27 protein-coding genes are annotated in these 21,778 nt (G+C 62.5%); 12 read left to right on the top strand and 15 right to left on the bottom strand.

The features are described 5' to 3' along the window. Nucleotides 1-4 precede the first annotated feature (4 nt). Together LOKVESSMR4R_RS10805 and dtd are read left to right on the top strand one after the other, a co-directional pair. Complete coding sequence (locus LOKVESSMR4R_RS10805; protein WP_087208292.1) at nucleotides 5-910, top strand: carbohydrate kinase family protein; 906 nt, start codon at nucleotides 5-7, stop codon at nucleotides 908-910. After that, nucleotides 907-1,344 carry a D-aminoacyl-tRNA deacylase gene (gene dtd / locus LOKVESSMR4R_RS10810; protein ID WP_087208294.1) on the top strand — a complete coding sequence of 146 codons (438 nt, stop codon included), beginning with the start codon at nucleotides 907-909 and terminating at the stop codon, nucleotides 1,342-1,344. Before LOKVESSMR4R_RS10805 ends, dtd begins: the two co-directional genes overlap by 4 nt. A 73-nt stretch (nucleotides 1,345-1,417) precedes the next feature. Here dtd and LOKVESSMR4R_RS10815 read toward each other — a convergent pair whose 3' ends face one another. Genes LOKVESSMR4R_RS10815 through LOKVESSMR4R_RS10825 form a run of 3 tightly spaced genes read right to left on the bottom strand, consistent with a single transcriptional unit; the run spans nucleotide 1,418 to nucleotide 3,428 of the window. Next, on the bottom strand, nucleotides 1,418-2,215 hold the full coding sequence (locus LOKVESSMR4R_RS10815; protein WP_087208296.1) for an iron chelate uptake ABC transporter family permease subunit: 798 nt from the start codon (nucleotides 2,213-2,215) through the stop codon (nucleotides 1,418-1,420). Continuing rightward, nucleotides 2,215-2,949, bottom strand: coding sequence for a metal ABC transporter ATP-binding protein (locus LOKVESSMR4R_RS10820; RefSeq protein ID WP_087208298.1), 735 nt, complete (start codon nucleotides 2,947-2,949; stop codon nucleotides 2,215-2,217). The genes LOKVESSMR4R_RS10815 and LOKVESSMR4R_RS10820 overlap by 1 nt, the downstream gene beginning before the upstream one ends. Next, a complete protein-coding gene (locus LOKVESSMR4R_RS10825) occupies nucleotides 2,940-3,428 on the bottom strand; it encodes a transcriptional repressor (RefSeq protein ID WP_087208300.1) in 489 nt (162 codons plus the stop codon). Before LOKVESSMR4R_RS10825 ends, LOKVESSMR4R_RS10820 begins: the two co-directional genes overlap by 10 nt. Before the next feature lie 68 nt (nucleotides 3,429-3,496). On the opposite strand from LOKVESSMR4R_RS10825, the gene LOKVESSMR4R_RS10830 reads away from it, so the two are divergent. Beyond that, a complete protein-coding gene (locus LOKVESSMR4R_RS10830; protein ID WP_087208302.1) occupies nucleotides 3,497-4,591 on the top strand; it encodes a zinc ABC transporter substrate-binding protein in 1,095 nt (364 codons plus the stop codon). A gap of 100 nt (nucleotides 4,592-4,691) precedes the next feature. On the opposite strand, the gene LOKVESSMR4R_RS10835 is transcribed toward LOKVESSMR4R_RS10830, so the two are convergent. Together LOKVESSMR4R_RS10835 and LOKVESSMR4R_RS10840 are read right to left on the bottom strand one after the other, a co-directional pair. Further along, nucleotides 4,692-5,399: an HAD family hydrolase gene (locus LOKVESSMR4R_RS10835; protein WP_237331766.1), complete on the bottom strand. Its 708-nt coding sequence runs from the start codon at nucleotides 5,397-5,399 to the stop codon at nucleotides 4,692-4,694. A 58-nt stretch (nucleotides 5,400-5,457) separates the two neighbouring features. Continuing rightward, the gene (locus tag LOKVESSMR4R_RS10840; protein ID WP_087208307.1) at nucleotides 5,458-5,736 is read right to left on the bottom strand and encodes a DUF3572 domain-containing protein; all 279 of its coding nucleotides are present in this window, start codon (nucleotides 5,734-5,736) and stop codon (nucleotides 5,458-5,460) included. 94 nt (nucleotides 5,737-5,830) lie between these two features. On the opposite strand from LOKVESSMR4R_RS10840, the gene LOKVESSMR4R_RS10845 reads away from it, so the two are divergent. Further along, nucleotides 5,831-7,222, top strand: coding sequence for a diguanylate cyclase domain-containing protein (locus tag LOKVESSMR4R_RS10845; protein WP_087208309.1), 1,392 nt, complete (start codon nucleotides 5,831-5,833; stop codon nucleotides 7,220-7,222). 5 nt (nucleotides 7,223-7,227) lie between these two features. Here the strand turns inward: LOKVESSMR4R_RS10845 and LOKVESSMR4R_RS10850 are convergent, their stop codons facing one another. From LOKVESSMR4R_RS10850 to LOKVESSMR4R_RS10865, 4 genes are all read right to left on the bottom strand, one after another. Next, nucleotides 7,228-7,680 carry a periplasmic heavy metal sensor gene (locus LOKVESSMR4R_RS10850; RefSeq protein ID WP_087208310.1) on the bottom strand — a complete coding sequence of 151 codons (453 nt, stop codon included), beginning with the start codon at nucleotides 7,678-7,680 and terminating at the stop codon, nucleotides 7,228-7,230. Continuing rightward, nucleotides 7,673-8,026: a hypothetical protein gene (locus LOKVESSMR4R_RS10855; protein ID WP_087208312.1), complete on the bottom strand. Its 354-nt coding sequence runs from the start codon at nucleotides 8,024-8,026 to the stop codon at nucleotides 7,673-7,675. Before LOKVESSMR4R_RS10855 ends, LOKVESSMR4R_RS10850 begins: the two co-directional genes overlap by 8 nt. Continuing rightward, on the bottom strand, nucleotides 8,004-8,597 hold the full coding sequence (locus LOKVESSMR4R_RS10860; RefSeq protein ID WP_087208314.1) for an RNA polymerase sigma factor: 594 nt from the start codon (nucleotides 8,595-8,597) through the stop codon (nucleotides 8,004-8,006). Before LOKVESSMR4R_RS10860 ends, LOKVESSMR4R_RS10855 begins: the two co-directional genes overlap by 23 nt. Nucleotides 8,598-8,671: 74 nt before the next feature. Next, nucleotides 8,672-8,965 (bottom strand): EF-hand domain-containing protein, encoded by a 294-nt coding sequence (locus tag LOKVESSMR4R_RS10865; protein WP_087213061.1) that lies wholly within the window; start codon nucleotides 8,963-8,965, stop codon nucleotides 8,672-8,674. A gap of 207 nt (nucleotides 8,966-9,172) precedes the next feature. Between LOKVESSMR4R_RS10865 and LOKVESSMR4R_RS10870 the strand changes: the two genes are divergently transcribed. Both LOKVESSMR4R_RS10870 and LOKVESSMR4R_RS10875 read left to right on the top strand, forming a co-directional pair. After that, nucleotides 9,173-9,562 (top strand): DUF983 domain-containing protein, encoded by a 390-nt coding sequence (locus LOKVESSMR4R_RS10870; RefSeq protein WP_087208316.1) that lies wholly within the window; start codon nucleotides 9,173-9,175, stop codon nucleotides 9,560-9,562. Then, entirely contained in the window at nucleotides 9,559-10,230 is a 672-nt protein-coding gene (locus LOKVESSMR4R_RS10875; protein WP_087208318.1) for an NUDIX hydrolase, read from the top strand. Before LOKVESSMR4R_RS10870 ends, LOKVESSMR4R_RS10875 begins: the two co-directional genes overlap by 4 nt. Here the strand turns inward: LOKVESSMR4R_RS10875 and LOKVESSMR4R_RS10880 are convergent. Then, on the bottom strand, nucleotides 10,227-11,105 hold the full coding sequence (locus tag LOKVESSMR4R_RS10880; protein WP_087208320.1) for a fatty acid desaturase: 879 nt from the start codon (nucleotides 11,103-11,105) through the stop codon (nucleotides 10,227-10,229). The two genes, LOKVESSMR4R_RS10875 and LOKVESSMR4R_RS10880, sit on opposite strands and share 4 nt — an antisense overlap. Nucleotides 11,106-11,187: 82 nt before the next feature. Here LOKVESSMR4R_RS10880 and LOKVESSMR4R_RS10885 point away from each other — a divergent pair, with 82 nt between their 5' ends. Continuing rightward, nucleotides 11,188-12,087, top strand: coding sequence for a helix-turn-helix domain-containing protein (locus LOKVESSMR4R_RS10885; RefSeq protein ID WP_087208322.1), 900 nt, complete (start codon nucleotides 11,188-11,190; stop codon nucleotides 12,085-12,087). Here LOKVESSMR4R_RS10885 and LOKVESSMR4R_RS10890 read toward each other — a convergent pair. The 3 genes from LOKVESSMR4R_RS10890 to LOKVESSMR4R_RS10900 all read right to left on the bottom strand — a co-directional run bounded on the left by LOKVESSMR4R_RS10890 (nucleotide 12,032) and on the right by LOKVESSMR4R_RS10900 (nucleotide 14,189). Beyond that, nucleotides 12,032-12,589, bottom strand: coding sequence for a lipocalin family protein (locus LOKVESSMR4R_RS10890; protein ID WP_237331961.1), 558 nt, complete (start codon nucleotides 12,587-12,589; stop codon nucleotides 12,032-12,034). The genes LOKVESSMR4R_RS10885 and LOKVESSMR4R_RS10890 overlap by 56 nt on opposite strands. Before the next feature lie 80 nt (nucleotides 12,590-12,669). Further along, nucleotides 12,670-13,710: an aldo/keto reductase gene (locus tag LOKVESSMR4R_RS10895; RefSeq protein ID WP_087208324.1), complete on the bottom strand. Its 1,041-nt coding sequence runs from the start codon at nucleotides 13,708-13,710 to the stop codon at nucleotides 12,670-12,672. A gap of 14 nt (nucleotides 13,711-13,724) precedes the next feature. Beyond that, complete coding sequence (locus LOKVESSMR4R_RS10900) at nucleotides 13,725-14,189, bottom strand: hypothetical protein (RefSeq protein ID WP_087208326.1); 465 nt, start codon at nucleotides 14,187-14,189, stop codon at nucleotides 13,725-13,727. A gap of 137 nt (nucleotides 14,190-14,326) precedes the next feature. Between LOKVESSMR4R_RS10900 and metG the strand changes: the two genes are divergently transcribed. After that, a complete protein-coding gene (metG, locus tag LOKVESSMR4R_RS10905; RefSeq protein ID WP_087208328.1) occupies nucleotides 14,327-16,039 on the top strand; it encodes a methionine--tRNA ligase in 1,713 nt (570 codons plus the stop codon). Then, complete coding sequence (locus tag LOKVESSMR4R_RS10910; protein ID WP_087208330.1) at nucleotides 16,036-16,743, top strand: cytidylyltransferase domain-containing protein; 708 nt, start codon at nucleotides 16,036-16,038, stop codon at nucleotides 16,741-16,743. The genes metG and LOKVESSMR4R_RS10910 overlap by 4 nt, the downstream gene beginning before the upstream one ends. Before the next feature lie 137 nt (nucleotides 16,744-16,880). Here LOKVESSMR4R_RS10910 and LOKVESSMR4R_RS10915 read toward each other — a convergent pair whose 3' ends face one another. Next, nucleotides 16,881-17,588, bottom strand: a complete 708-nt coding sequence (locus LOKVESSMR4R_RS10915; RefSeq protein ID WP_087208335.1) for a tyrosine-protein phosphatase — start codon at nucleotides 17,586-17,588, stop codon at nucleotides 16,881-16,883. Nucleotides 17,589-17,715: 127 nt separating this feature from the next. Here LOKVESSMR4R_RS10915 and LOKVESSMR4R_RS10920 point away from each other — a divergent pair, with 127 nt between their 5' ends. Both LOKVESSMR4R_RS10920 and LOKVESSMR4R_RS10925 read left to right on the top strand, forming a co-directional pair. Then, a complete protein-coding gene (locus tag LOKVESSMR4R_RS10920) occupies nucleotides 17,716-18,747 on the top strand; it encodes an N-acetylneuraminate synthase family protein (protein ID WP_087208337.1) in 1,032 nt (343 codons plus the stop codon). Continuing rightward, complete coding sequence (locus LOKVESSMR4R_RS10925) at nucleotides 18,740-19,513, top strand: glycosyltransferase family 25 protein (protein WP_087208339.1); 774 nt, start codon at nucleotides 18,740-18,742, stop codon at nucleotides 19,511-19,513. The genes LOKVESSMR4R_RS10920 and LOKVESSMR4R_RS10925 overlap by 8 nt, the downstream gene beginning before the upstream one ends. On the opposite strand, the gene LOKVESSMR4R_RS10930 is transcribed toward LOKVESSMR4R_RS10925, so the two are convergent. Next, nucleotides 19,510-20,487, bottom strand: coding sequence for a glycosyltransferase family 8 protein (locus tag LOKVESSMR4R_RS10930; RefSeq protein ID WP_087208341.1), 978 nt, complete (start codon nucleotides 20,485-20,487; stop codon nucleotides 19,510-19,512). The two genes, LOKVESSMR4R_RS10925 and LOKVESSMR4R_RS10930, sit on opposite strands and share 4 nt — an antisense overlap. Nucleotides 20,488-20,647: 160 nt before the next feature. On the opposite strand from LOKVESSMR4R_RS10930, the gene LOKVESSMR4R_RS10935 reads away from it, so the two are divergent. Further along, nucleotides 20,648-21,775, top strand: coding sequence for a rhamnan synthesis F family protein (locus LOKVESSMR4R_RS10935; RefSeq protein WP_087208343.1), 1,128 nt, complete (start codon nucleotides 20,648-20,650; stop codon nucleotides 21,773-21,775). Nucleotides 21,776-21,778 lie beyond the last annotated feature (3 nt).

The following is a 21,778-nucleotide window of genomic DNA, read 5'->3' on the forward strand; positions in this document are numbered from 1 at the left end:
TGCGATGATCCTGTGTTGTGGTGAAGCCCTGATCGACATGCTGCCGCGCGAAACCGCCGCAGGCGAGCCATGTTTCGCCCCCCATGCCGGTGGCGCGGTGTTCAATACGGCCATCGCACTCGGGCGGCTGGGCGCGCCGGTGCAGTTCTTTTCGGGCCTGTCCTCGGATCTCTTCGGCACGATCCTGCGCGACCAGCTGCACGCCTCGGGCGTGGATGCCAGCCCCGCCGCGATCAGCGACCGGCCCACGACGCTGGCTTTCGTGACGCTGACGCAGGGCCATGCGTCCTATGCGTTCTACGATGAAAACACCGCAGGCCGGATGCTGACGCCGGCCGATCTGCCCGCCACACAGGCGGATGCGCTGTTTTTCGGCGGTATCTCTCTGGTCGTCGCCCCCTGTGCCGCCGCCTATGAGGCGCTGATGCAGCGCGAGGCGGCGCGCGCGGTCACGATGATCGACCCCAATATCCGCCCCGGTTTCATCAAGGATGAGGCGGGCTATCGCGCGCGGCTGGACCGGATGCTGGCGCTGGCCGATATCATCAAGATCTCGGACGAGGATCTGGCATGGATCACCGGCGACACCGACGCTGCGGCCCTGCGCAAGGCGACCGGTGCCGCGGTCGTGCTGCTGACACGCGGTGCCGATGGCGTGACCCTCGTGACCGCAGCGGGGCAATGCGACGTGCCTGCCGTCAAGGCGCATGTCGTCGATACCGTGGGCGCGGGCGATACGTTCAGCGCGGGATTTCTGGCCAATCTGGACGCGCAGGGCCTGCTGACGAAATCCGCCCTTGCCGCGGCAGATCACCATGCGCTGACCACGGCCACCGCCTTTGGCGCAAAGGTCGCGGCCATCACCGTCAGCCGCGCAGGCGCCAACCCGCCCTGGGCCGCCGAGCTATGAGAGCGCTGGTCCAACGCGTCAGCAGCGCCAGCGTCAGCGTGGATGGCACAGTGATCGGACAGATCGGACCGGGCCTTTTGATCCTTGTCTGTGCGATGGCGGGTGATACAGCCGAAACATCCGCAGCATTGGCCGCCAAGATCGCCAAACTGCGGATCTTCAAGGATGACACCGGCAAGATGAACCGCAGCCTGCTGGACACGGGCGGCGCCGCGCTGATCGTCAGCCAGTTCACCTTGGCCGCCGATACATCACGCGGCAATCGCCCCGGCTTTTCCGCCGCCGCCAGCCCCGATCAGGGCCGCGCGCTTTACGAGCAATTCATCGCGGATATCACTGCCTTGGGCATCGCGACCGCCACCGGATCATTCGGCGCGGATATGGCGGTGTCACTGGTCAATGACGGGCCGGTGACGATCTGGCTTGACCTCTGACATCATCTTCCGAGCGTAAATATCCCCGCCGGAGGCATCAAAGTCCTTCGGCACCGCCCCCGCCAAAGACCAATTAGGTCGATAGACGCGGCACATACCGGCCCAGCATACTGACAGCAAAGATCAACACGGCCACGCAAATGATCGACGGGCCGACCTGGGTGTCGAAATGCAAGGCCAGCCGCAACCCGCCCAAGGCGGACAAAGCCCCGATCGCCATGGCGAAAAACGCCATCCGTTCGGGCGTGCTGGCGAAACTGCGCGCGCTTGCCGCAGGGATGATCAATAGCGCAGTGATCAACAGCGCGCCCACGACCTTGATCGCAACCGCAACCACAGCGGCCACCAGCACCGTCAGGATCAATTGCTGACGGCGCGGATTGATCCCCGCCGCATGGGCCAGATCGGGGTTCAGCGTCGCGGTCAGCATCGCGGACCAATGCCACCACAACACCCCGACCAGCAGCGCACCGCCGCCCCAGATCACCGCCAGATCGCTGCGCGTCACGCTCAGCACATCACCAAACAGATAGGCGTCCAGATCAATGCGCTGCCCCGGCACCAGCGTCACCGCGACCAGCCCCAGCGCCAGCGCGCCATGCGCCAGCACGCCCAAGATCGTATCCACCGCAACGCCCTGCCCGCTCAAGGCATGGATCAGCACCGCCATGCACAAGGCGACAACACCGACACCCAGCGTGATCGACGTGCCGAATAACAGCGCCAGCGCCACGCCCAGCACGGCGGCATGGGCGGTCGCATCGCCAAAATAGGCCATCCGCCGCCAGACCACGAAACAGCCCAAAAGCCCCGCCGCAACAGCCGTACCCACGGCGGCCAGCGCCGCGCGCAGCAGAAAATCATCCAGCATTATTCCGCCGCCTCGTGGTGATGATGGCCGTGATCATGATCATGTTCATGCCGGTAAAGCGCCAGCGCCCCCCCGGTGCCCGTGCCGAACAATTCGCGATAAGCAGGCGCTGCGGTCACGACTTCGGGCGTGCCTTCGCAGCAGATATGGCCGTTCAGGCAGATCACCCTGTCAGAGGCGCTCATCACCACATGCAATTCATGGCTGACCATCAGCACAGCGCAGCCCAGATCCTGGCGCACCGCGGCGATCTGGCGATAGAAAGCCGCCGATCCGGGTTGGTCCAGCCCCTGGGTGGCCTCGTCAAGCATCAGCACATGCGGATCAGACAGGATCGCGCGGGCCAGCAAGACGCGCTGGAATTGCCCGCCCGATAATTGCGACATCTGCTGGCCGCCCAATCCGGCCACACCTGCGGTGCGCAAAGCCTCGGCCGCGGCTTTGGCGGGCACCGGTTTGGGCAGGTTCAGAAACCGCGTCACGGTGATCGGCAGCGTCGGATCAATATGCAGTTTCTGCGGCACATAGCCGATCCGCAGGCCGGATGCGCGGGTGACACTGCCCTTTTGCGGCTTCAGCGCGCCGATCAGCAGCCGCAGCAATGTGGATTTGCCCGATCCGTTCGGGCCGACGATGGTTACGATCTCGCCTTCGTCAAGCGACATGCTGACATTTTGCAAAACCCTTTGGCCGCCATGGCCAAAGTCGATGTGGCGCGCATCGATCAGGCGCATGCGGCGGCTGTCTGCTGGCAGGCGGGGCAGATGCCTTCGGCCTCGATCACGGTCTGTTCAAGCTGGAATCCATTGGCGGCAGCCGCCTGATTCAGGCTGCGCGAACTGGCCTGCGCCTCGGCCACCGTGCCGCATTTGCGGCAGATCATGAAGGCCGCATCATGGGTCACACCGGGATGCGCACAGGCGATAAAGGCATTCAACCGCTCGATCCGGTGGGCAAAGCCCTGTTCGACCAGAAACGACAGCGCGCGATAGGCGACGGGTGGCTTGGACCCCAGGCCTTCGGCATCAAGCCGCGCCAGCACATCATAGGCCCCAAGCGCGCTATGGCTTTCAAGCAGGATTTCCAGCACCCGCCGGCGCACGGGTGTCATGCGCGCCTTGCGATCCACACAGGCGCTATCGGCCGCCGCAAGGGCAGCGCTGATACAGCTGTCGTGATCATGCCGGGCAAAGGCCATCGGGTCTTGGGACATTGCGCACCTTGTTATGATATAACATATCAAATATAGCATCAGACCGAAATCACCACAAGGACCATGCCATGATTCGTTTACTGTCGCTTTGCGCGCTTGCGCCCACCGCAGCCCTTGCCGAGGTGCCCCGGGTGATGACCGATTTCGCACCGATCCACAGCCTGACCGCGCAGGTCATGGGCGATCTGGGCACGCCCGAAGTCTTGCTGCCGCCCGGTGCCGACCCGCATGATTTCGCGCTGCGCCCCAGCGATGCGGCCAAATTGGGCGCGGCCGATCTGCTGTTCTGGACCGGTCCCAGCCTGACGCCCTGGCTGACAGATCTGATCGACACGCTGGCCCCGAACGCCACCCAAACCCCATTGCTCGCGCTTGCCGGATGGGACAGCCTGCCGATCCGCGATATCCAGACCTTCACCCTGTCCGCTGCCGAGGATGATCACGACGATCACGGTCATGATGATCATGGGCATGACGATCATGGCCACGACGACCACGGGCATGACGATCACGGTCATGATGATCATGGGCACGACGACCACGGGCATGACGATCATGGCCACGATGACCACGGTCATGACGACCACGGGCACGATGATCACGGGCATGACGATCACGCACATGGCCATGACCACGACCACGGTGATTTCGATCCGCATGCCTGGCTTGATCCCAGCGTCGCGCAGGTCTGGCTGGCGGCGATTGCCGACCAGCTTGGCACCGCTGACCCTGCCAATGCCGCGACCTATAGCGCCAATGCGCAGGCCGCGATTGACCGGCTGGCCGCGCTCGATGCTGATCTGGCGGCGCAATTGGCGCCCTTTGCCGGGCTGGCCTATATCCTGCCGCATGACGGCTATCAATATTTCGAGACCCGTTACGGCCTGACCGCCGCCGGTGCGATTTCCGGCATCGACGCGCGCAATCCCGGCCCCGCACAGGTTGCCAGCCTGCGTGACCAGATGGCCGATAGCAATATCGTCTGCGTGTTCAGCGATGCCGAGATCGGCGACCGCTGGGCCAATGTCGTGATCGAAGGCACCCCGGCGCGCACCGCCCAGATCGACGGTGTCGGTCTTGGGCTTGACAGCGGACCGGCGCTTTATGACGCGCTGCTGCGCCGCCTGGCCGATGATTTCGCCAGCTGCCTCGGGGGCGCGTAAAGAGCGCCAGACATCACTGGTCGCGCCGCCTTGGACCTTGCGGCGCGCCAATAAATCAACGGGTTCTTTCTTGATCGCCGCATCCCGCAGGGTGCCGCATTCAGGCGCTGATCAGCTTTTCGCGGCGCAACCAGGCGGGAATTTCCGCGATCGTGTCAAAGACGATATCGGCCTGCGGGGCCAGTTCCTCGCGCGGGGCGGGGCCGGTCAGCACGCCGATGGTCATCATCCCCGCCGCGCGGCCTGCATGCAGATCATGGGTGCTGTCGCCGACCATGATACAGGCCTCGGGCGGCAGCGCTGTCGCGCGGCAAAAGGCGGTCAATTGCCCCGGCGCGGGCTTGGCCCCAAAGCCGCTGTCATATCCCGCGACAAAGGCGAAATCGGCGCGGATGCCGGCCTTGTCCAGATGGCGCAGCGCGGGGGCTTCGGCATCATTCGTCACCAGCCCAAGGGTCAGCCCCGATTGGCGCAGGCCCGCTGTATAGGCGCGCAGCGGCACTGCCTCGACCTGGGCGACCTGGGCCGATCCGGCATTCATCCGCCCGATCAGCGCGGGTTTGTCCAGATCACCGGGCAGCACGGCGATGATCGCATCGGCGACATCCTCGACGGTTGATGCGATGACGATACTGCCCGGATGGAAACGCGCTTTTTCCATGTCATAGCCCAATGCGGCCGCCAATCTGGCGCAGAGGATCGGGTCATCGCCCGCCTCGGCCCGCAGCATGGCGCGGGTCCAGGCCCCCCAGGTGGCGTTGAAATCGAACAAGGTGCCGTCCTTGTCAAAAATGATGCCTGCAATCACGGTGTTTTCCTTTACGCTCTGGCCCGCACCCGACCCGAGCGCGCCGCCGCTGTCAAGGTCAGGTCCAATGCACCTGTTCGGCCCCCGGCAAGGCATAGCGCGCGCGCAAAGGCATGTCATAGGCCAGCCCCTGCGCCTCGCAGAATCCGATCACCCAATTGTCATCCATCGTGAGGAAATCCAGCACGGCGGCCTGAAATGCAGGCTCTGCCGCGCGGTCGCGCAAATCATCGACCGAGGCACCGCTGGCCCCCAGAAAGGTGGTGCAGATATCCTCTTGGCCGGCCATCCAGCCCAAAGCCTGCAATGCAATCACCTGCGCCTGATCCGGTCCCATGTCTTACCTCAATGCGTTTCGAAAGAGTTTCTTAACTAATAAAGCGGAAAGTGTCGCCAAGAAATGCTGTTGTTTCCATCACAAGGATGCAGAAATGTCGGGACGGATATTAATCGTCGATGCAGTACCGACCAACAGGATCGTGCTGCGCGTCAAGATGCTGGCCGCCCAATTCGCGGTCGAGGCCTGCGCTTCCAGCGCCGAGGCCAGGGCGCTGATTGCCAAACAGCGCCCTGATCTGATCCTTGTGAACCTGTCCGACCCGGCCGAGGACCGGCATGGATTCTGCACCGCGCTAAAGGCGGATCCCGACACCAGCACCATCGCGATCATCGCGGTTGGTACGGCCGATACATCGCGCGCGCGGTTTGCGGCACTTGATGCCGGCGCCGATGACGTCTTGGCGCGCCCGATCAATGATGCGCTGTTGCTGGCGCGAATCCGCAGCCTGTTGCGCGCCCGCTCTGTGACCGAGGAATTGCTTTTGCGCGACAGCACCAGCCGCGCGCTGGGGTTTTGCGACGACAGGGCCAGCTTTGCCAGCACCGGGCGGATCACCGTCATCACGCCAGAGGCCGCACCCATGCCAGAGCTGATCTGCGCCCTGAATGCGGGGCTGGGCGATTGCGTGGTGGTGCAGACCGCATCCGCCGTGCTGCGCCATAATGACGAGATGGATTGCCCCGATCTGCTGATCATTCCCGCCACCGCCCCGCGCGGCGATGCGGTGGCCCTGTTCGGGCTGGTGTCCGACCTGCGGTCACGGGTCGATACCCGGCTGGCGTCGTTATTGGTGATGGTCCCCGATGGCCATCCCGAGGCGGCAGCGATGTTTCTTGATCTGGGCGCGGATGATGTGGTGATGCAGAATGCCCTGCCCCAAGAAATGATCCTGCGCGCCAAGGCGCTGGTGCGCCGCAAGCAATTGCATGATGCGCTGCGCCGCAACGTGCTGGACGGGTTGCAGGCGGCGGTGACCGATCCGCTGACCGGCCTGCTGAACCGCCGCTATGTCGATCACCACCTTGCGCGCATGTCCGAACAATCGACCACAGCAGGCAGCGCGCTGGCGGTGATGATGATCGATATCGACCATTTCAAGGCGATCAATGACACCTATGGCCATCCGGCGGGTGACCGGGTGCTGATCGCGCTTGCCGCACGCCTGCGCGACAATCTGCGCGCGGTCGATCTGGTCGCCCGCATCGGCGGCGAGGAATTCCTGATCGCGATGCCGCGCACCACCGCCAAACAGGCGCAGGGGGCGGCCGACCGGCTGCGACGGCTGGTCAGCCAGACCCCGTTCGATCTGGGCGCACCGCATGACCCGATCGCGGTGACGATCTCGGTGGGCGTGGCGCTTAGCGGCGAAGCGGGGCAGGATCAGCCCGATACGCATCGCATCTGCGATCTGGCCGATGCCGCGCTTTACCGTGCGAAATCTGCCGGGCGCGATTGCGTGGCGATGGATCTGAACGCCGCCTGATCGCGCTAGCGGCGCCGGTCCTTGTCCAGCCTGTCGGCAAAGGCGTGCCTGCGCTCGGGCGACATCGCGGCAATCCGGTCCAGCACCGCCATCCGTGCCTGCGCCTGCACCCGCGACAACCGTTCGGCCTGTTGCGCGATCAGCGCCTCGGTGACCGCCGGATCATAGGGATCAGCGCGCAGCGCCGCCGCGACCGCCGCCATCTGGCCGCGGAAATCATGGCCGCGCAGGCTGCTGTCCTGCCGCAAGGCCCGCCCGATGGCGCGCCGTTCGTCATCGGGCAAGGCGCGTGCAAGCGGGCCAACGCCGAAATCGATGCGCGGCGATGGATGATCGCCAAACCGGCCGGCAACCATCGCCCCGCCAACAACCCCCACCACCGCAAGGTTCAGCGCCAGCGACACCACCAGCACCCCCCGCCAAAGCCGGGAGGGTCGTGTTTTCCCATGATCAGCCATCGGCAAACTCTCCTGCAAGCAAGAATTCCTCGGGTGACAGCCCCAGACTGACCGGCTCGCCCAGCAGGGCCGCTGCGTAATCGGCAACCACAGAGGGCGAGGCGATCCCGATCCAGATGCCCGCAATCGTCGCCGTGGCAAGCCCGCCCAAGGCAGGCCAGCCCCCCAGCATCGCCCCCAGCTGCGCCCAGAAAGATTGGGGCGGGCGCGCCACCGCAACCGGCACCGGGCGTGCCGCATCGGCCAGCACCCGCGCGGTCAGGGCTGCGTCAGGGACAGGCGCCAGCTGGCGGGCCTGCGCGAACAGATCGTCCAGCATATCGTCAGGCGGGTTCGTCATCGTCATACCCCAATTCTGCCTTGCGCCCCGCCATGATTGCGGAAAGCGCGCGTTTGCCGCGGGCTGTCAGACTTTCGACCGAGGCCACGCTGATGTCCATGATCTGCGCGATCTGGGGGTTGGACAACCCTTCGAGATGGCGCAGGGCGACCGCTTGGGCCTGCCGCTCGGGCAATTGCGCCAAAGCCTCTGACAGGGCCTGCAACCTTGCGCGGCTTTGCATCTGTGCCACGACAGAGGGCGCGTCGTCCAAAGGCTCGGCGACCGCGTCCATCGCCAGATGCCGTCTTTTGCGCAGCCGGTCGGTGCACAGGTTGGCAGTCACGCGGTAAAGCCAGGTCGTGACCTGCGCCTCGCCCGCCCGCCAGTCGGGGGCGATCCGCCACAGCCGCAGCATGGCATCCTGCGCCACATCCTCGGCCTCGGCGCGATTGGCCAGCATCCGCAGCGCCTGCGCCAGCACACGCGGCAACAGACGCTGCGTCAGCACCCCGGCCGCACGCAGATCGCCGCTGGCATGGGCCAGCAACAGATCCTCGTCCGAGGCCTGCGCGCAAGGGTCGGATACCGCCGTCATCTGTGGTCGTGCTAGCGGCATCCGCCCCCCGTGACAATCGGCGACAGGCCTGCGGCCTGCCACGCAGCGCTGGTTCAGTCACGCGCCTGTTTGCCATGACGCCCGCCATGCATCTCGCGCGCGGCGGCGATCTCGGCCTGCGTCACCATGCCGTCGCCATCGGCATCCACCCGGCTGAACATCCGCTCGGCGCGGTTGGCGGCATGGTCCTGCGCATAGGCGGTGAATTCGGCCAGCGTCACGGCACCGTCGCCATCGCGATCCATCGTGGCGAAATCCGGCCCGCCCCGATGCCCCTGCGCCACAGCGACCCCAGCGCTTAGGGCCAGCATTGCGACCAGCCCGGCGGTGATCCATCCTTTTGTCATCTTTTGTCCTTTCGGTTGAAGCGGCCTTGTGCCGCTGACATGACTGAAACGCGCGGGCGCGCTTTTTCCGTCGCTGGCGGTGGCAGGTTTTTCACTTTGCCCGCCCCAACCTTGGCCAGACTGGGTCAGACTGGGGACAGACCGGGGACAGGGCCTTTTCTTTTGCTCCGCGAAAGGCCATGTAATCCCCAAGCACAGGAGGGTCTGATGACCGATATATCCAGCCAGAACGCCGAGCGCCCCACCAAAGCCGCGATCCTGCACGGATTGCGCAGCCGCTGTCCCAATTGCGGCGAAGGCAAGCTGTTTGACCGCTATCTGCATGTGGCCGACACCTGCCCGCAATGCGGCGAGGCCTTGCATCATCACCGCGCCGATGACGGCCCGGCCTATCTGGTGATCCTTCTGGTCGCGCATATCATCGGCTTTGCGATCCATTTTATGTGGGTTGTCTGGCGGCCCGATCCTTGGGTGATGGCCACGGTCTTGTCGGTCGGTGCCGTGGCCTTGTCATTGGCCCTGCTGCCGCCGATGAAAGGGCTGATCGTCTCCATCCAGTGGTCGCGCCGGATGCATGGGTTCGGCCATCACAGATGACAGCTTTGCGTGACGCCGCCACGATCATCGTGCTGCGCGACGCAGAAACCCGCCCTGCCGTCCTGATGGGACAACGCGGCGCGTCAATGGCCTTTATGCCGGGCAAATTCGTGTTTCCGGGCGGGGCGGTTGACCCCAATGACAGCTGCATCCCCCTGCCCGACCTCGCACCGCGCGACCAGGCAAGATTGCAGGCCGACAGCAGCCTTGCCCCCGATTGCCTCGCCGCCGCCGCGATCCGCGAATTATGGGAAGAAACCGGCCAGATGCTGGGCGCCCCCGCCCCCTGGCCCGACCCACCCCAAGGCTGGCGCGGTTTCGCCGCCACCGGCCACCGGCCCAATGCGGCGGCGCTGCAATTCTTCTTTCGCGCGGTCACGCCGGTCGGTGCGCCACGCCGCTTCGATGCGCGGTTCTTTCTGGCCGATGCCACAGCCCTGGTCACCGATCCCGATGATTTCACCCGCGCCGAGGATGAGCTGGCCAATCTGCAATGGGTGGCGCTTGATCAGGCGCGCAGCTTTGATCTGCCCTTCATCACGCAGGTCGTGCTGGCCGAATTGGTCGGCTATATCGCGCGCGGCGGCGATCTGCCCGATGTGCCGTTTTTCCGCAATGACGACGAGGCCCATCTGGTCAGCCGCCTGGGCGGGCGATCCCCGCTTTAACGCGGCCACAAAGGATGCGGCACCGGATCCTTGGCGCGCCACAGATATTGCCGGAAAATCTGGCCGTAGGACCGGAACAGATAGCCGCCATTGCGGCGCAGGTAATGGGCCTTGCGCGCGCGGTAAACCGCAGGCAGCGCATACCAGGGCAGATGCGGATGCATGTGATGCACGACATGCAGGTTGTTGTTCAGAAACAGAAACGCCAGCGGCCCGCGATCCTCGATAATCACGCTGCGGCCACTGGCGCGGACATGGGCCTGATGTTCCAGGAACGTGCGCAGTTTCAGCAGCGACAGCCCCAGATAGGCGGCCAGCAGATAGGCCCAGAAAGGCATTGGTGACAGGGCCACCAGCCCCAGCACCGCCGCCATCACCGGCAGATGCAGCGCCCAGGCACGCCGGATCTCGGCCGTGCCCAGCCGGGCCTCGGTGATCAGGAAACTGATACTGCCGACCAGCGGCCCCAGCACCAGCCGCCCCGCCAGCCTGTTGTTCCACCCCAGTACGACCTGCACCGCAGCGGGCAACCGGTCCCAGATAGCGGGATCAAGATAATTGCTTTCGGGATCATCATAAGGGTCGGTGATCACCGCATCATGATGATGCGCGCGATGCGTCGTGGCAAAGCGGCTGTAAGGAATGACCAGCGTCAGCGGCGGCCAGACCAGCAGATCGTTCAACCATTGCACCTTGAACGGATGGCCATGGATCGCCTCATGCTGCAAAGAGGCATGCAGCGCGATCACAATCCCCGCCACGATCACCCCCAGCGGCAGCGGCACCAGCCAAAGTGCGGCCCCCCAGAGGGCATAAGACCCAAGGATCAGGCCAAGGGTGGGCCATTCGACGCGGAATAATGCTTTGATTTTCATAAGCATATTCTAGGTCACGCCAAGCTGGCCGGGAATGTCGTGACTGGTTCACAAAAATCAGATATCGTGATATAAATCACCAATGATGCATAAAATCGACAAACGCACCCGCGCCCGCCAATTCCGCGACCGGCTGATCAGCGCCATGGACCGCACCGGCATGACCCAGGCCGCCCTGGCGCGCCGGACCGGCGTTGACCGCTCGACCCTGTCGCAGCTCTTGAAAGACCAGGGCGCGCGGCTGCCCAATGCCCAGCTTGTCGCGGAATGCTCGGCCGCTCTTGGCGTCAGCGCGGATTGGCTGCTGGGGCTGTCGGATTTCCCCGAACAGGCCGCCGATCTGGTGGCCGCGGCCATTTCCATGCCCGAGGCATCCCGCGCCATGGTCGATGACCAGATCTTCGCCTGGCACCAAGAGGCGGCGGGCTACAAGATCCGCCATGTGCCATCGGGCCTACCCGATATGCTGAAAACCACCGCGATGCTGCGCTGGGAATATGCGCCCGCCGTGGGCAAGACGATCGACCAGGCAATCGGGGCCAGTGCGGACCGGCTCAACTGGATGCGGGGCGCGAAATCGGATTATGAAATCGCGCTGCCTTTGTCGGAACTCGACAGTTTCGCGCGCGGCCAAGGCTATTACAGCGGCCTGCCCGTCAGCATCCGGCAGGACCAGCTGCGCCGGTTCCGCGACCTGCATGACCAGCTTTACCCCGCGCTACGCCTGCATCTGTTTGACAAACGCGCGGTCTATTCCGCCCCGGTCACGGTCTTTGGGCCGCTTCTGGCAGTGATCTATCTGGGGCGCAATTACATCGCCTTTCGCGACACCGAACGGGTCACGGCGATCACAAGGCATTTCGACCTGCTGGTGCGCAGCGGCACGCTCGGCCAACGCGAGCTGGCCGCGCATTTCGATGCGCTGATCAGCCTTGCGGGACAGGCGGAACCCGCATCAGACGGTCCAGATCATAGCCGTTGAAGGCCAGAATCCGGCGCGCCGCGGCCAGCCGGTCGGCAGGGATCACCGGATCACGGTTCAAGATCCAGCCCGCCCTTCCATCCGGCGCGCCCAGCACGATTGTGCGGTAATCCTCATCCGCCCAAAGCACCCAAAGATCCGCCGCCGCGAAAGGCACCGCTGCAAAGCGCACCTGCAACCGGCCCGGCCCGGTGATCTCGGCCGTGCCCGCAATCGCCGCGCGGATACTGCCATCGCGATTGCGGCAGGTATTGCGCAGCGCAATCCGGCCATCCGGCAAGGCCGCATATTCCGCCGTCACCCCGACGCAGCCCGCCTCGAAAGGCACCGGATAGCGCGCCACCTCGTACCAAAGACCCAAGAAACGCTCAGGCGCGAAAACGGCCTTGGATGACAAAGGCACCGACAGGTCGCGGTAGACCTCGAACAACCCGCCGCGCGGCTCGCCCGGCTGCACCGCGCAGCCCGCCAACAAGACCGCCATCATCACGCTTTTCCGCATCACGGGCCCCCGGCTTCTTTTTTCCAAAAATACTCCTGCCAGAGGCATCCGGCCCCGTCAGGGACCGGATAAACAGCCTGTCAAAACGGCAGTGGATGCGCCTTATGCGCCGCCGCGATCGCCTGCGTCAGTTCATCTGTCAGCACAAGATCGCGCCCCGCAAGCAGATGCGCCAGCTGGTCTTTATTGGTCGCGCCGAAAATCGCCGAAACAGGGAAAGGCCGCGTCGCCTGCCAGGCCATCGCCATATGCACAGGGTCAACGCCGTGATCGCGCGCCAGATCCAGATAGACCTGCGTGACAGGCAAGCTGCGCGGTGTCATCCGCCCGCCCAAATTGCCATTGATCGCCAAACGGCTGCCTGCGGGCACATCATGCTGATACTTGCCCGTCAGCAGACCGCAGGCCAAAGGCGAATAGGACAAAAGCGTCACATCCTCATTCACCGCCATTTCGGCCATATCGGTATCATAAAGCCGAAACAGCAGCGAATATTCATTCTGCACCGAAACCATGCGCGGCAGACCGGCGGCTGTGGCCTGGTCGATCCATTTGGTCATGCCCCAGGCGCTTTCATTGCTCATGCCTATGGCGCGGATCTTGCCGGCCTTGACGCAATCATCCAGCGCCTCCAGCACATCAAGCATATGATCCATCGTCTGCTGACGGTCCTGCCCGGACGGATCATAGGCCCAGTTTTGGCGGAACGCATAGGACCCGCGTTCGGGCCAATGCATCTGGTAAAGATCGATCACATCGGTCTGCAACCGGCGCAGCGATTGCTCGACCGCTGTGCGGATGACGCTGCCGTCATAGCCGCGCCCCTCGCGCACCCAGCCGGGGTTATTGCCGGACACTTTGGTCGCGATCACCAGTTCCGACCGGCGGCCGGACTTGGCGATCCAGTCACCGACGATGGTTTCGGACAGGCCAACGGTTTCGGCGCGGATCGGGTTGACCGGATACATTTCCGCCGTATCCAGAAAATTGATCCCCGCATCCAGCGCCATATCGATCTGGTCATGCGCATCGGCATGGTCGGTCTGGTTGCCATAGGTCATGGTTCCAAGGCACCAATCAGTGACCATGATGTCACTGCGGCCCAGCGCGATCTTTTGCATGTCTTGATCCGTGCTTAGAAGCGGTAGACCAGGCCCAGACGGGTGGTCGTGGTATTCTCGGTATCGCCGTCGCGGATGAACGACCGGATGAATTCGCCGCGCAGCGCCATGCTGCCCTGCAGGTCCAATTCGCCGCCAAGCCCAAGGCTGACGCCGGTGTCAGTGGCATTGTCATAGACGAATTGATCAACACCCGCGGCACCAAATGCCGTCACAGTGCCGAAATCATACCGTGCCACACCGCGCAGGCGGCGGGTGTTGAAATCACCATTCGCCCCCAACGCCAGCCCCAATTCAGCCTCGGCCCCAAAAGCAAACGGCGCGCCGGTTGTGACCACACCGCCAAGAACGGTGATCAGAAAATCGGAACTGCCTTCATGCGGCAGCGCGTAATCCCCGCTCAGCGCGCCATATCCGTCAAGCGCATGCAAAGGATTGGCAAGGGTCAGGGCAGTAACAATGGCGGCGAGTGTTTTCATCGGTGGCGACCTTTTGTTGAAAATCGTAACTAGGATGATGTGTAAGCCCCAAGATGCTGCGGTGCAACAGATGTTGCGCATCTGGCATCTGCTGCGCGACATGGTTAGACAGGGGCGAAACTTTGCAAGGACGTCGCATGGCCCGCCATCTGATCACTTCCGCCATTCCCTATATCAATGGGATCAAGCATCTGGGCAATCTTGTCGGCAGCCAATTGCCGGCCGATCTTTACGCCCGCTACCTGCGCCAGCGCGGCCATGAGGTGCTGTTTTTATGCGCCACCGACGAACATGGCACACCGGCGGAACTGGCCGCTGCAAAGGCGGGTCAGCCTGTGGCCGCATATTGCGCCGAAATGCACGCCGTGCAGGCGCGGATCGCTGATGGCTTCGGTCTGTCCTTTGACCATTTCGGGCGGTCTTCCAGCCCGCAGAACCACCGCCTGACACAGGCCATGGCTGGCCGTCTGGCCGAAATGGGCCTGATCCGCGAAGTGACCGAAGATCAGGTCTATTCCGTCACCGATGGCCGCTTTCTGCCTGACCGTTATATCGAAGGCACCTGCCCAAATTGCGGTTTTGACTCCGCGCGCGGCGATCAATGCGACAATTGCACCAAACAGCTGGACCCGACCGATCTGATCAACCCCCGTTCCACCATTTCGGGGGCCACCGATCTGGAAGTGCGCACAACCAAGCACCTTTATCTGCGGCAATCCGAATTGAAAGGCGCTTTGGCCGCTTGGATCGACAGCAAGAAAGACTGGCCAATCCTGACGACATCCATTGCGAAAAAATGGCTCAATGACGGGGACGGTTTGCAGGATCGCGGCATCACGCGCGATCTGGACTGGGGTATTCCCGTGCGCAAAGGCGATCAGGACTGGCCCGGCATGGAAGGCAAGGTCTTCTATGTCTGGTTCGATGCCCCCATCGAATATATCGCCTGCGCGCAGGAATGGCAGGATGCGGGCAAAGGCCATGATTGGGAACGCTGGTGGCGCACCGACAAAGGTGCCGATGATGTCCGCTATACCCAATTCATGGGCAAGGATAACGTGCCGTTCCACACGCTGTCCTTCCCCGCCACCATCATGGGCACGCAGGAACCGTGGAAGCTTGTGGATTACATCAAATCCTTCAATTATCTCAATTATGACGGCGGCCAGTTCAGCACCTCGCGCGGGCGCGGCGTGTTCATGGATCAGGCGCTGGAAATTCTGCCATCCGATTACTGGCGCTGGTGGCTGTTGTCCCATGCGCCCGAAACATCCGATGCCGAATTCACTTGGGACGCGTTCCAGCAGGATGTGAACAAGGATCTGGCCGATGTCTTGGGCAATTTCGTCAGCCGGATCACCAAATTCTGCCGGTCCAAATTCGGCGAAACCATCCCCGAGGGCGGGCAGCACGGTGCAGCGGAAGAGGCGCTGATCGCCGCCCTGACCCAACGGTTGAGCGCCTATCAAGCCCATATGGACGCGATCGAGGTCCGCAAGGCTGCGGCAGAACTGCGCGCGATCTGGGTCTTGGGCAATGAATATCTGCAAGCCAATGCGCCCTGGACCACGATCAAGACCGATCCCGAAACAGCGGCCATGCAGGTGCGCCTGGGGCTGAACCTGATCCGCATCTATGCGGTGCTGTCCGCGCCGTTTATCCCCGATGCCAGCAAGGTCTTGTTGCATGCGATGCAGACCGATGATGATGCCTGGCCCGGCGATATGGGCGCAGCCCTGACCGCCCTGCCTGCGGGCCACGCCTTCACCGTGCCCGACAACCTGTTCCGCAAGATCACCGATGAGGAACGCGCGGCTTGGGCGGAACGTTTTGCAGGTATCCGGACATGATCATCGGCCATATCGGCGCGCGCGCGGGCAGCAAAGGTGTCCCGGGCAAGAATTTCCGCCTGCTGCATGGCAAACCGCTGATTGACTGGTCGCTGGACCAGCTCTTCGCCTGCGACCGGATCGACCGCGTCGTGGTCTCGACCGATTGCCCCCAGATCCACGCCCATGCCCTGGCGCGCGGCTGCCTTGATATTGGCCTGCGGCCTGCCCATCTGGCCACCGATACGGCGGCGAAATGGCATGTCTGGCAACATGCGCTGGCCGCGGTGGAAACCCAGACCGGACCGGCCAGCCTGTTTGTCGACCTTGATTGCACCTCGCCGCTGCGCCTGCCGCAGGATATCGAAGCGGGGCTGGACCTCTTCGCGCGCGACCAGCCCGATATGGTCATGTCCTGCGTGGAAAGCCGCAAGAATCCCTATTTCAACATCCTCGAAACCGACGCGACCGGCGCGCTGCATGTGTCCAAACCCCTGCCGGGCGGCGTCGTCGCGCGCCAGCAAGCGCCACAGGTCTATGACCATGTCGGATTGGTCTATGTGCTGCGCCCCGATTATCTGCGCCGCGCCAAAGGCCTGTTCGAGGGCCGTGTCATCCCGCTGGTCCTGCCGGTCGAGCGCGGGCTGGATGTGGATAGCCCGTTCGACTGGGAGATCATCGAATTCCTGATGGGCCGGCAGATCGCACAGGGGCTGCGGGGGTGAAGGGCCTGTGCATCTTTCGAGCCTAAATATCCCCGTCGGAGACTGCGGCGCAGCCGCAACAGGGGCGCCGCCCCTGACCCCGCGAGTATTTTTGGAAAAAAGAAATATGCGGGACAGAAAACCCCCGCAGCGCGCGATTAGCGCCAGCCCTGCCAGGGCCAGAGCGCGGCCTGTTTTGCCGCGAAACTGCGGGTCAATGCCTCGCGGTCATATTCGGTCTTGATCCAATCCGCGATGCCGATCGGGGCCTCGGCAGCCCGCGCCGCATAGACATCAAGAAAATGGTCCAGGATGCCGGTGCTGGTCCGGCGGATATGCACATAGCGAAAGGATAATTGCCGCCGCGCGGTTGCGATATCGGCCCCTTCATGGTCCATCAGATAGATCGCGGCGGCCAGCCCGGTCCGGTCGGCGCCGGATTTGCAATGCATCAGGAACGGGCGTTCCATCGTCGCGAAAGCGTCCAGCAGGGCCAGCAATTCATCCCGGCCCGGGGCGCGGCGTGCGGCCATCTGCACATTGACCAGCTGCAGCCCGAGCTGGTCGCAGCTTTCGATCTCGAACAGGTGATGCGGCTGGCGCGCCGCGCCGCGCAGGTTTAGCACGGTCTTGATCCCCATCTGTGCATAGGCGGCAAACCGGCTGTGATTGGGATGGTTCGACCGGTAAACCCCCGGCGCCACCTGATCGAAATTATGCCAGCGCCGCCGCAGGATGCCGTGATCGAGCCAGTCAAGATGCCATTGCGACCGCCGCCGTTCTGCCGGATCGGTGATATCATGGCCAAAAGACATGCGGAACGCCTGTTCCTTTTGTTCAAGCATCTGCTGCAATTTGCGAAACATGCGGGCCCTTGGTCGCTGTGGTGGCCGTGACTTGGACCATGTGCGCGCGCAATGCAATCCCAGGCATGAATTGCCCCGCCATCCGAAACCGCCTAAAAGGCAGCAGAAACACGAACCGGAGATATCCATGCAGATTGCAGGCCGCCAGATCGGACCCGAGCACCCGCCCCTTGTGATCGCCGAAATCGGCATCAATCACGGCGGCGATCTGGCCGTTGCCAAGCAGATGGTGCGCCTTGCCGCCCTGTCCGGCTGCGAGATGGTCAAGCACCAGACCCATATCATCGCCGATGAGATGACCGAGGAAGCCAAGCAGATCTTTCCACCCAATGCCGATGTCTCGATCTGGGATGTGATGGAAGCCTGTGCGCTGTCGCTGGACGAGGAAGCCGAGCTGAAACGCTATACCGAAAGTCTGGGCATGATCTGGATTTCGACGCCTTTTTCACGCGCGGCCGCGGATTTTCTGGCGACGCTGGACGTGCCCGCCTTCAAGATCGGATCGGGCGAGGCTGACAATCTGCCGCTGATCCGCCATATCGCGCGGATGGGCAAACCTGTCATCATGTCGACGGGCATGCAGAGCATCGAGAGCATCCGCGCATCCGTCGCCATTCTGGATGATGCAGGCATTGAATATGCGCTGCTGGAATGCACCAATCTTTATCCGTCCCCGCCCGAGATCGTGTCGCTGCAAGGGGTGACCGAGCTGAAAAACGCCTTTCCCCGCGCGGTGATCGGGTTTTCGGACCATTCGATCGGGCCGGATATGGCGCTGGCTTCGGTGGCGCTGGGGGCCTCGATCCTGGAACGGCATTACACCGACAGCCGCTATCGCAAAGGGCCCGATATCATCAATTCGATGGACCCGGCCGAATTACGCTATCTGATCGACCGGTCGCGCGAGATCCATACCGCCCTGCGCAATCCCAAAGAGCGCACAGCCGCCGAAGAAGACGTCTATCGTTTCGCGCGCGCCTCGGTGGTGGCGGACCGCGACCTGCCCGCAGGCCATATCATCACCGAGACCGATATCTGGGCGCGCCGCCCGGGGTCTGGCGAGATTGCGGGCTATGATTTCGACAAGGTGCTGGGCCGCAAAACCACGCGCCCCCTGCCCCGCAACACGCAGCTGAAATGGTCTGATCTGGATGGCTGAACTGACCCGCGCCGATCTGGGCATCTGGCTGATCAATCTGGACCGCGACAGGGCCAGACTGGCCGCGATGCACCAGCAGCTGGACGCGATGGGGTTGGCCTATACCCGCTTTGCCGCAATCGACGGGACAGCCCAGGCCGATACGCTGATGCCGCGTGTCGATGCCGCTGCTTATGCGCGCAATATGGGGCAAGCGGTCTCGGCCGGGCATATGGGCTGTTATGCCAGCCATGTTGCGGTCTGGGAGCAGGTGGCGCAGGCGCCGCAGCCTGTCGCGCTGATCCTCGAAGATGACGTGGTGTTTCACGATGATTTTCTGGAAAGCCTCGATGCCGCGCTGGCGGGGGCTGCGGCCTGGGATACGCTGCGGTTCAATTGCATCCGCGCGAAATGGCCGGTTTGTCAGGGGCATCTGGGGCGATACCGGCTGAATGCCTATATCGGCCCCTTTACCGGCAATGCCACCTATCTGGTCAAACGCGATGTGGCGGGGCGGCTGGCAGCCGGGTTCTGGCCGCAGACCCGCGCGCATGACCACGAGATGAACCGGTTTTTCCACCATGATTTCCGCCAGTTCGGGCTAGAGCCGTTTTCATCGCATGTCGATGATGGCGGCGTCAGCACGATCACCGGCACGGGGTTCGACCGGGTGCGCAAATTTCCTTGGTACCGGCGGCTGCCGCATTACCGGCTGAAGGCGGCGAATTATTTTCGCAGGGCCTGGTGGCTGGCGCGCAATGGGTTTTTGCGGCGGCGGCTAGGCTAACGCAAATCGGGCGATGGCAAAACCAGCATGATATCACCGCCATGCCGATTATAGGCGCGAATGAAGTGTTTCGTTTTTGTCATGTGACGGACAAAAGTAGCCGCCGTTCGCAAGCCTTCAAATCTGCCGACGGGCGCCACCACATTTTGTGCCAGATCGGGATAATGTTGCAACAAGAAGCGGCGTGTTATCTCTCGATAACGGACCGGCACCTTTGCCCCTTTGGGTGACCAAGGCTTGGACGCGCCGATAAAATGCACAATCTGGGTATCGACATAGGCTTCAAACAAGGGGCGCACAACGACCCATTGCCAATTCCATGCAGGATGCAGCATCGCCCACGAGTCTTGCAGCACCATGTTGAGCAGGGTCTGATCCAATTCGAGCACTGATCCGGCGTGTTTCTGCGCGGCGGCGATGCAGCGGGAGCGGATATCTTGCGCGCGGAAGGCGGCGCAATCAATCAACAAAACGCCCGCGTTAAAATAGCTGCCATTCATGCCAGTCGCGGCCTGATCCTTGGTCGGACGGCGGGGGTATTTCCATTTCGTTGTATCCAGACAGGCACCCAGCACCCGCCCGCCAAGGTCCAGCGAAAAGACATCCGAAATCGCAGTGCCGACGACGAAAACATCGCTGTCGATATACAAGATACGGTCGTAATCTGCGGCGAATGCCTCTGGCAGGGCAAGGCGCATATAGGTTGCGAGCGACAACCGCTCCGTGACCGGCATCCCGTCAAAGGCATCCCCGACATCGATCTGGCACAGCCTGATGTCATGCGCGCGCAGCTCGGCGGGCAGATCGAGGAGGTCAAGCGATGCGATGCAGATGTCATAGTCGCGCAATGGGTTGTTGCGCAGCAAGGTGTGTATTGCCAGCGAAGCGAAAGGCAAATATGCTTTGTCAGTGCAAAAGATCACGCTTTGCCTGAACTTTTGCGGGCGGTTTTCCGCCTTGATTGTAATCGTCACACAGCACCACTAAACCTAAAGACGAGTATCCAGTACCAACACACCCCAAGAGATGCAAATGGTCTTTTCTTGCGGCGTTACTTTTTTCACTGGCTGAAGCAGCGCTCAGATCGCTGCCACGGCCCGAGAGTCAATAGTACGGCCGGGAAGAGCAACATCCATGAAGCAGATCGAAGGCTGGAAAGTCCGGCGCGAATTGCGGCGGCTGCGGCGACAAGTGACGACGCTGCCCGAGACGCTGGTTGGATATCTTGATCTGCTGCTGGCACCAGCCCGTCGTCGTCAGCATCAGGCCAACTTTGCCAATCGTGTGCAGATGCATGACGGGGCCTGTCCAGCGCGGACACAGGTTGCAATCTATCTGATCTATCAGCCACAGGGCCTGTGCCCCAGCAGTCTGGCGCTGTGTCGTGATCTGGTCGCCGGTGGTTTTGCCCCATTCGTGGTTCTGAATGCGCCGCTGTCAGATGCGGACCGCAGCGCCTTGCAGGCCCATACATGGAAAATCATGCAACGGCCGAATTTCGGCTATGATTTCGGCGGCTATCAGGATGCGTTGTTCAGCCTGCGCCAAATAATGCCTGATGCCGAGGCCGTGATCATCATGAATGACAGTATCTGGCTGAAACTGGATCAAGCCCTGATCGCAAGGCTGCAAAACAACCCCGCCGCGGTTGTCGGTCTTGTTCAGGAAAGCAAGCTCCGGACTGATCCACAGGATAATCTGTCGGTGGATTTGCAAAATATCCAGTCATATTTCTATTTCATCCATCGCGGATTTTGGCAGCATTCGGATTTCTGGCGATTTTGGCAAGCTTACAAGATGGTCAGCAATAAAAAGCGGACAATAAAAGCCGGTGAAATCGGCTTTACCAAAAACCTTGTCAGGAATGCCATTCCGCATCAGGCTTTGATTTCCAAAACGCAGTTTCTGGAGCTTATCAAAACCAAGGATGGCGCTTATCTGGGGTTTGTATTGCGATATGCGGTCTATACCAATCCCCATCTGGCCGCCGACCGCGATGCGCTGCTTGCACGCCACGACCCGTCAGATGCGTGGCACGAGGCCGCACAGGCGCATATCCGCCAGACTTTGATCCAGGAACCGCTGAACGGATCATTCTGGGTGGCCGCTTGCGATATGTTCGGTGTCACCGTGATCAAAAAGAACAAGGACGCCCTGCCCGAACAGATGCGCAAGGCTTTCCTGGCGGCCCATCAAGACGGTGCAATCATGCTCGCCCCAGAAATTGCCACCGAGATTGCCGCCAGCCTGCGCCGTGACTGATCG

Source organism: Yoonia vestfoldensis (genome assembly GCF_002158905.1).
In the GTDB taxonomy this organism is placed as follows: Bacteria; Pseudomonadota; Alphaproteobacteria; order Rhodobacterales; family Rhodobacteraceae; genus Yoonia; species Yoonia vestfoldensis_B.

What these genes read in the sequence shown, in the direction of transcription:
- LOKVESSMR4R_RS10805 (WP_087208292.1), top strand. Translation starts at nt 5, where the DNA reads ATGATCCTGTGTTGTGGTGAAGCCCTGATCGACATGCTGCCGCGCGAA.
- dtd (WP_087208294.1), top strand. Translation starts at nt 907, where the DNA reads ATGAGAGCGCTGGTCCAACGCGTCAGCAGCGCCAGCGTCAGCGTGGAT.
- LOKVESSMR4R_RS10815 (WP_087208296.1), bottom strand. Translation starts at nt 2,215, where the DNA reads ATGCTGGATGATTTTCTGCTGCGCGCGGCGCTGGCCGCCGTGGGTACG.
- LOKVESSMR4R_RS10820 (WP_087208298.1), bottom strand. Translation starts at nt 2,949, where the DNA reads ATGCGCCTGATCGATGCGCGCCACATCGACTTTGGCCATGGCGGCCAA.
- LOKVESSMR4R_RS10825 (WP_087208300.1), bottom strand. Translation starts at nt 3,428, where the DNA reads ATGTCCCAAGACCCGATGGCCTTTGCCCGGCATGATCACGACAGCTGT.
- LOKVESSMR4R_RS10830 (WP_087208302.1), top strand. Translation starts at nt 3,497, where the DNA reads ATGATTCGTTTACTGTCGCTTTGCGCGCTTGCGCCCACCGCAGCCCTT.
- LOKVESSMR4R_RS10840 (WP_087208307.1), bottom strand. Translation starts at nt 5,736, where the DNA reads ATGGGACCGGATCAGGCGCAGGTGATTGCATTGCAGGCTTTGGGCTGG.
- LOKVESSMR4R_RS10845 (WP_087208309.1), top strand. Translation starts at nt 5,831, where the DNA reads ATGTCGGGACGGATATTAATCGTCGATGCAGTACCGACCAACAGGATC.
- LOKVESSMR4R_RS10850 (WP_087208310.1), bottom strand. Translation starts at nt 7,680, where the DNA reads ATGGCTGATCATGGGAAAACACGACCCTCCCGGCTTTGGCGGGGGGTG.
- LOKVESSMR4R_RS10855 (WP_087208312.1), bottom strand. Translation starts at nt 8,026, where the DNA reads ATGACGATGACGAACCCGCCTGACGATATGCTGGACGATCTGTTCGCG.
- LOKVESSMR4R_RS10860 (WP_087208314.1), bottom strand. Translation starts at nt 8,597, where the DNA reads ATGACGGCGGTATCCGACCCTTGCGCGCAGGCCTCGGACGAGGATCTG.
- LOKVESSMR4R_RS10865 (WP_087213061.1), bottom strand. Translation starts at nt 8,965, where the DNA reads ATGACAAAAGGATGGATCACCGCCGGGCTGGTCGCAATGCTGGCCCTA.
- LOKVESSMR4R_RS10870 (WP_087208316.1), top strand. Translation starts at nt 9,173, where the DNA reads ATGACCGATATATCCAGCCAGAACGCCGAGCGCCCCACCAAAGCCGCG.
- LOKVESSMR4R_RS10875 (WP_087208318.1), top strand. Translation starts at nt 9,559, where the DNA reads ATGACAGCTTTGCGTGACGCCGCCACGATCATCGTGCTGCGCGACGCA.
- LOKVESSMR4R_RS10880 (WP_087208320.1), bottom strand. Translation starts at nt 11,105, where the DNA reads ATGAAAATCAAAGCATTATTCCGCGTCGAATGGCCCACCCTTGGCCTG.
- LOKVESSMR4R_RS10885 (WP_087208322.1), top strand. Translation starts at nt 11,188, where the DNA reads ATGATGCATAAAATCGACAAACGCACCCGCGCCCGCCAATTCCGCGAC.
- LOKVESSMR4R_RS10890 (WP_237331961.1), bottom strand. Translation starts at nt 12,589, where the DNA reads ATGCGGAAAAGCGTGATGATGGCGGTCTTGTTGGCGGGCTGCGCGGTG.
- LOKVESSMR4R_RS10895 (WP_087208324.1), bottom strand. Translation starts at nt 13,710, where the DNA reads ATGCAAAAGATCGCGCTGGGCCGCAGTGACATCATGGTCACTGATTGG.
- LOKVESSMR4R_RS10900 (WP_087208326.1), bottom strand. Translation starts at nt 14,189, where the DNA reads ATGAAAACACTCGCCGCCATTGTTACTGCCCTGACCCTTGCCAATCCT.
- metG (WP_087208328.1), top strand. Translation starts at nt 14,327, where the DNA reads ATGGCCCGCCATCTGATCACTTCCGCCATTCCCTATATCAATGGGATC.
- LOKVESSMR4R_RS10910 (WP_087208330.1), top strand. Translation starts at nt 16,036, where the DNA reads ATGATCATCGGCCATATCGGCGCGCGCGCGGGCAGCAAAGGTGTCCCG.
- LOKVESSMR4R_RS10915 (WP_087208335.1), bottom strand. Translation starts at nt 17,588, where the DNA reads ATGTTTCGCAAATTGCAGCAGATGCTTGAACAAAAGGAACAGGCGTTC.
- LOKVESSMR4R_RS10920 (WP_087208337.1), top strand. Translation starts at nt 17,716, where the DNA reads ATGCAGATTGCAGGCCGCCAGATCGGACCCGAGCACCCGCCCCTTGTG.
- LOKVESSMR4R_RS10925 (WP_087208339.1), top strand. Translation starts at nt 18,740, where the DNA reads ATGGCTGAACTGACCCGCGCCGATCTGGGCATCTGGCTGATCAATCTG.
- LOKVESSMR4R_RS10935 (WP_087208343.1), top strand. Translation starts at nt 20,648, where the DNA reads ATGAAGCAGATCGAAGGCTGGAAAGTCCGGCGCGAATTGCGGCGGCTG.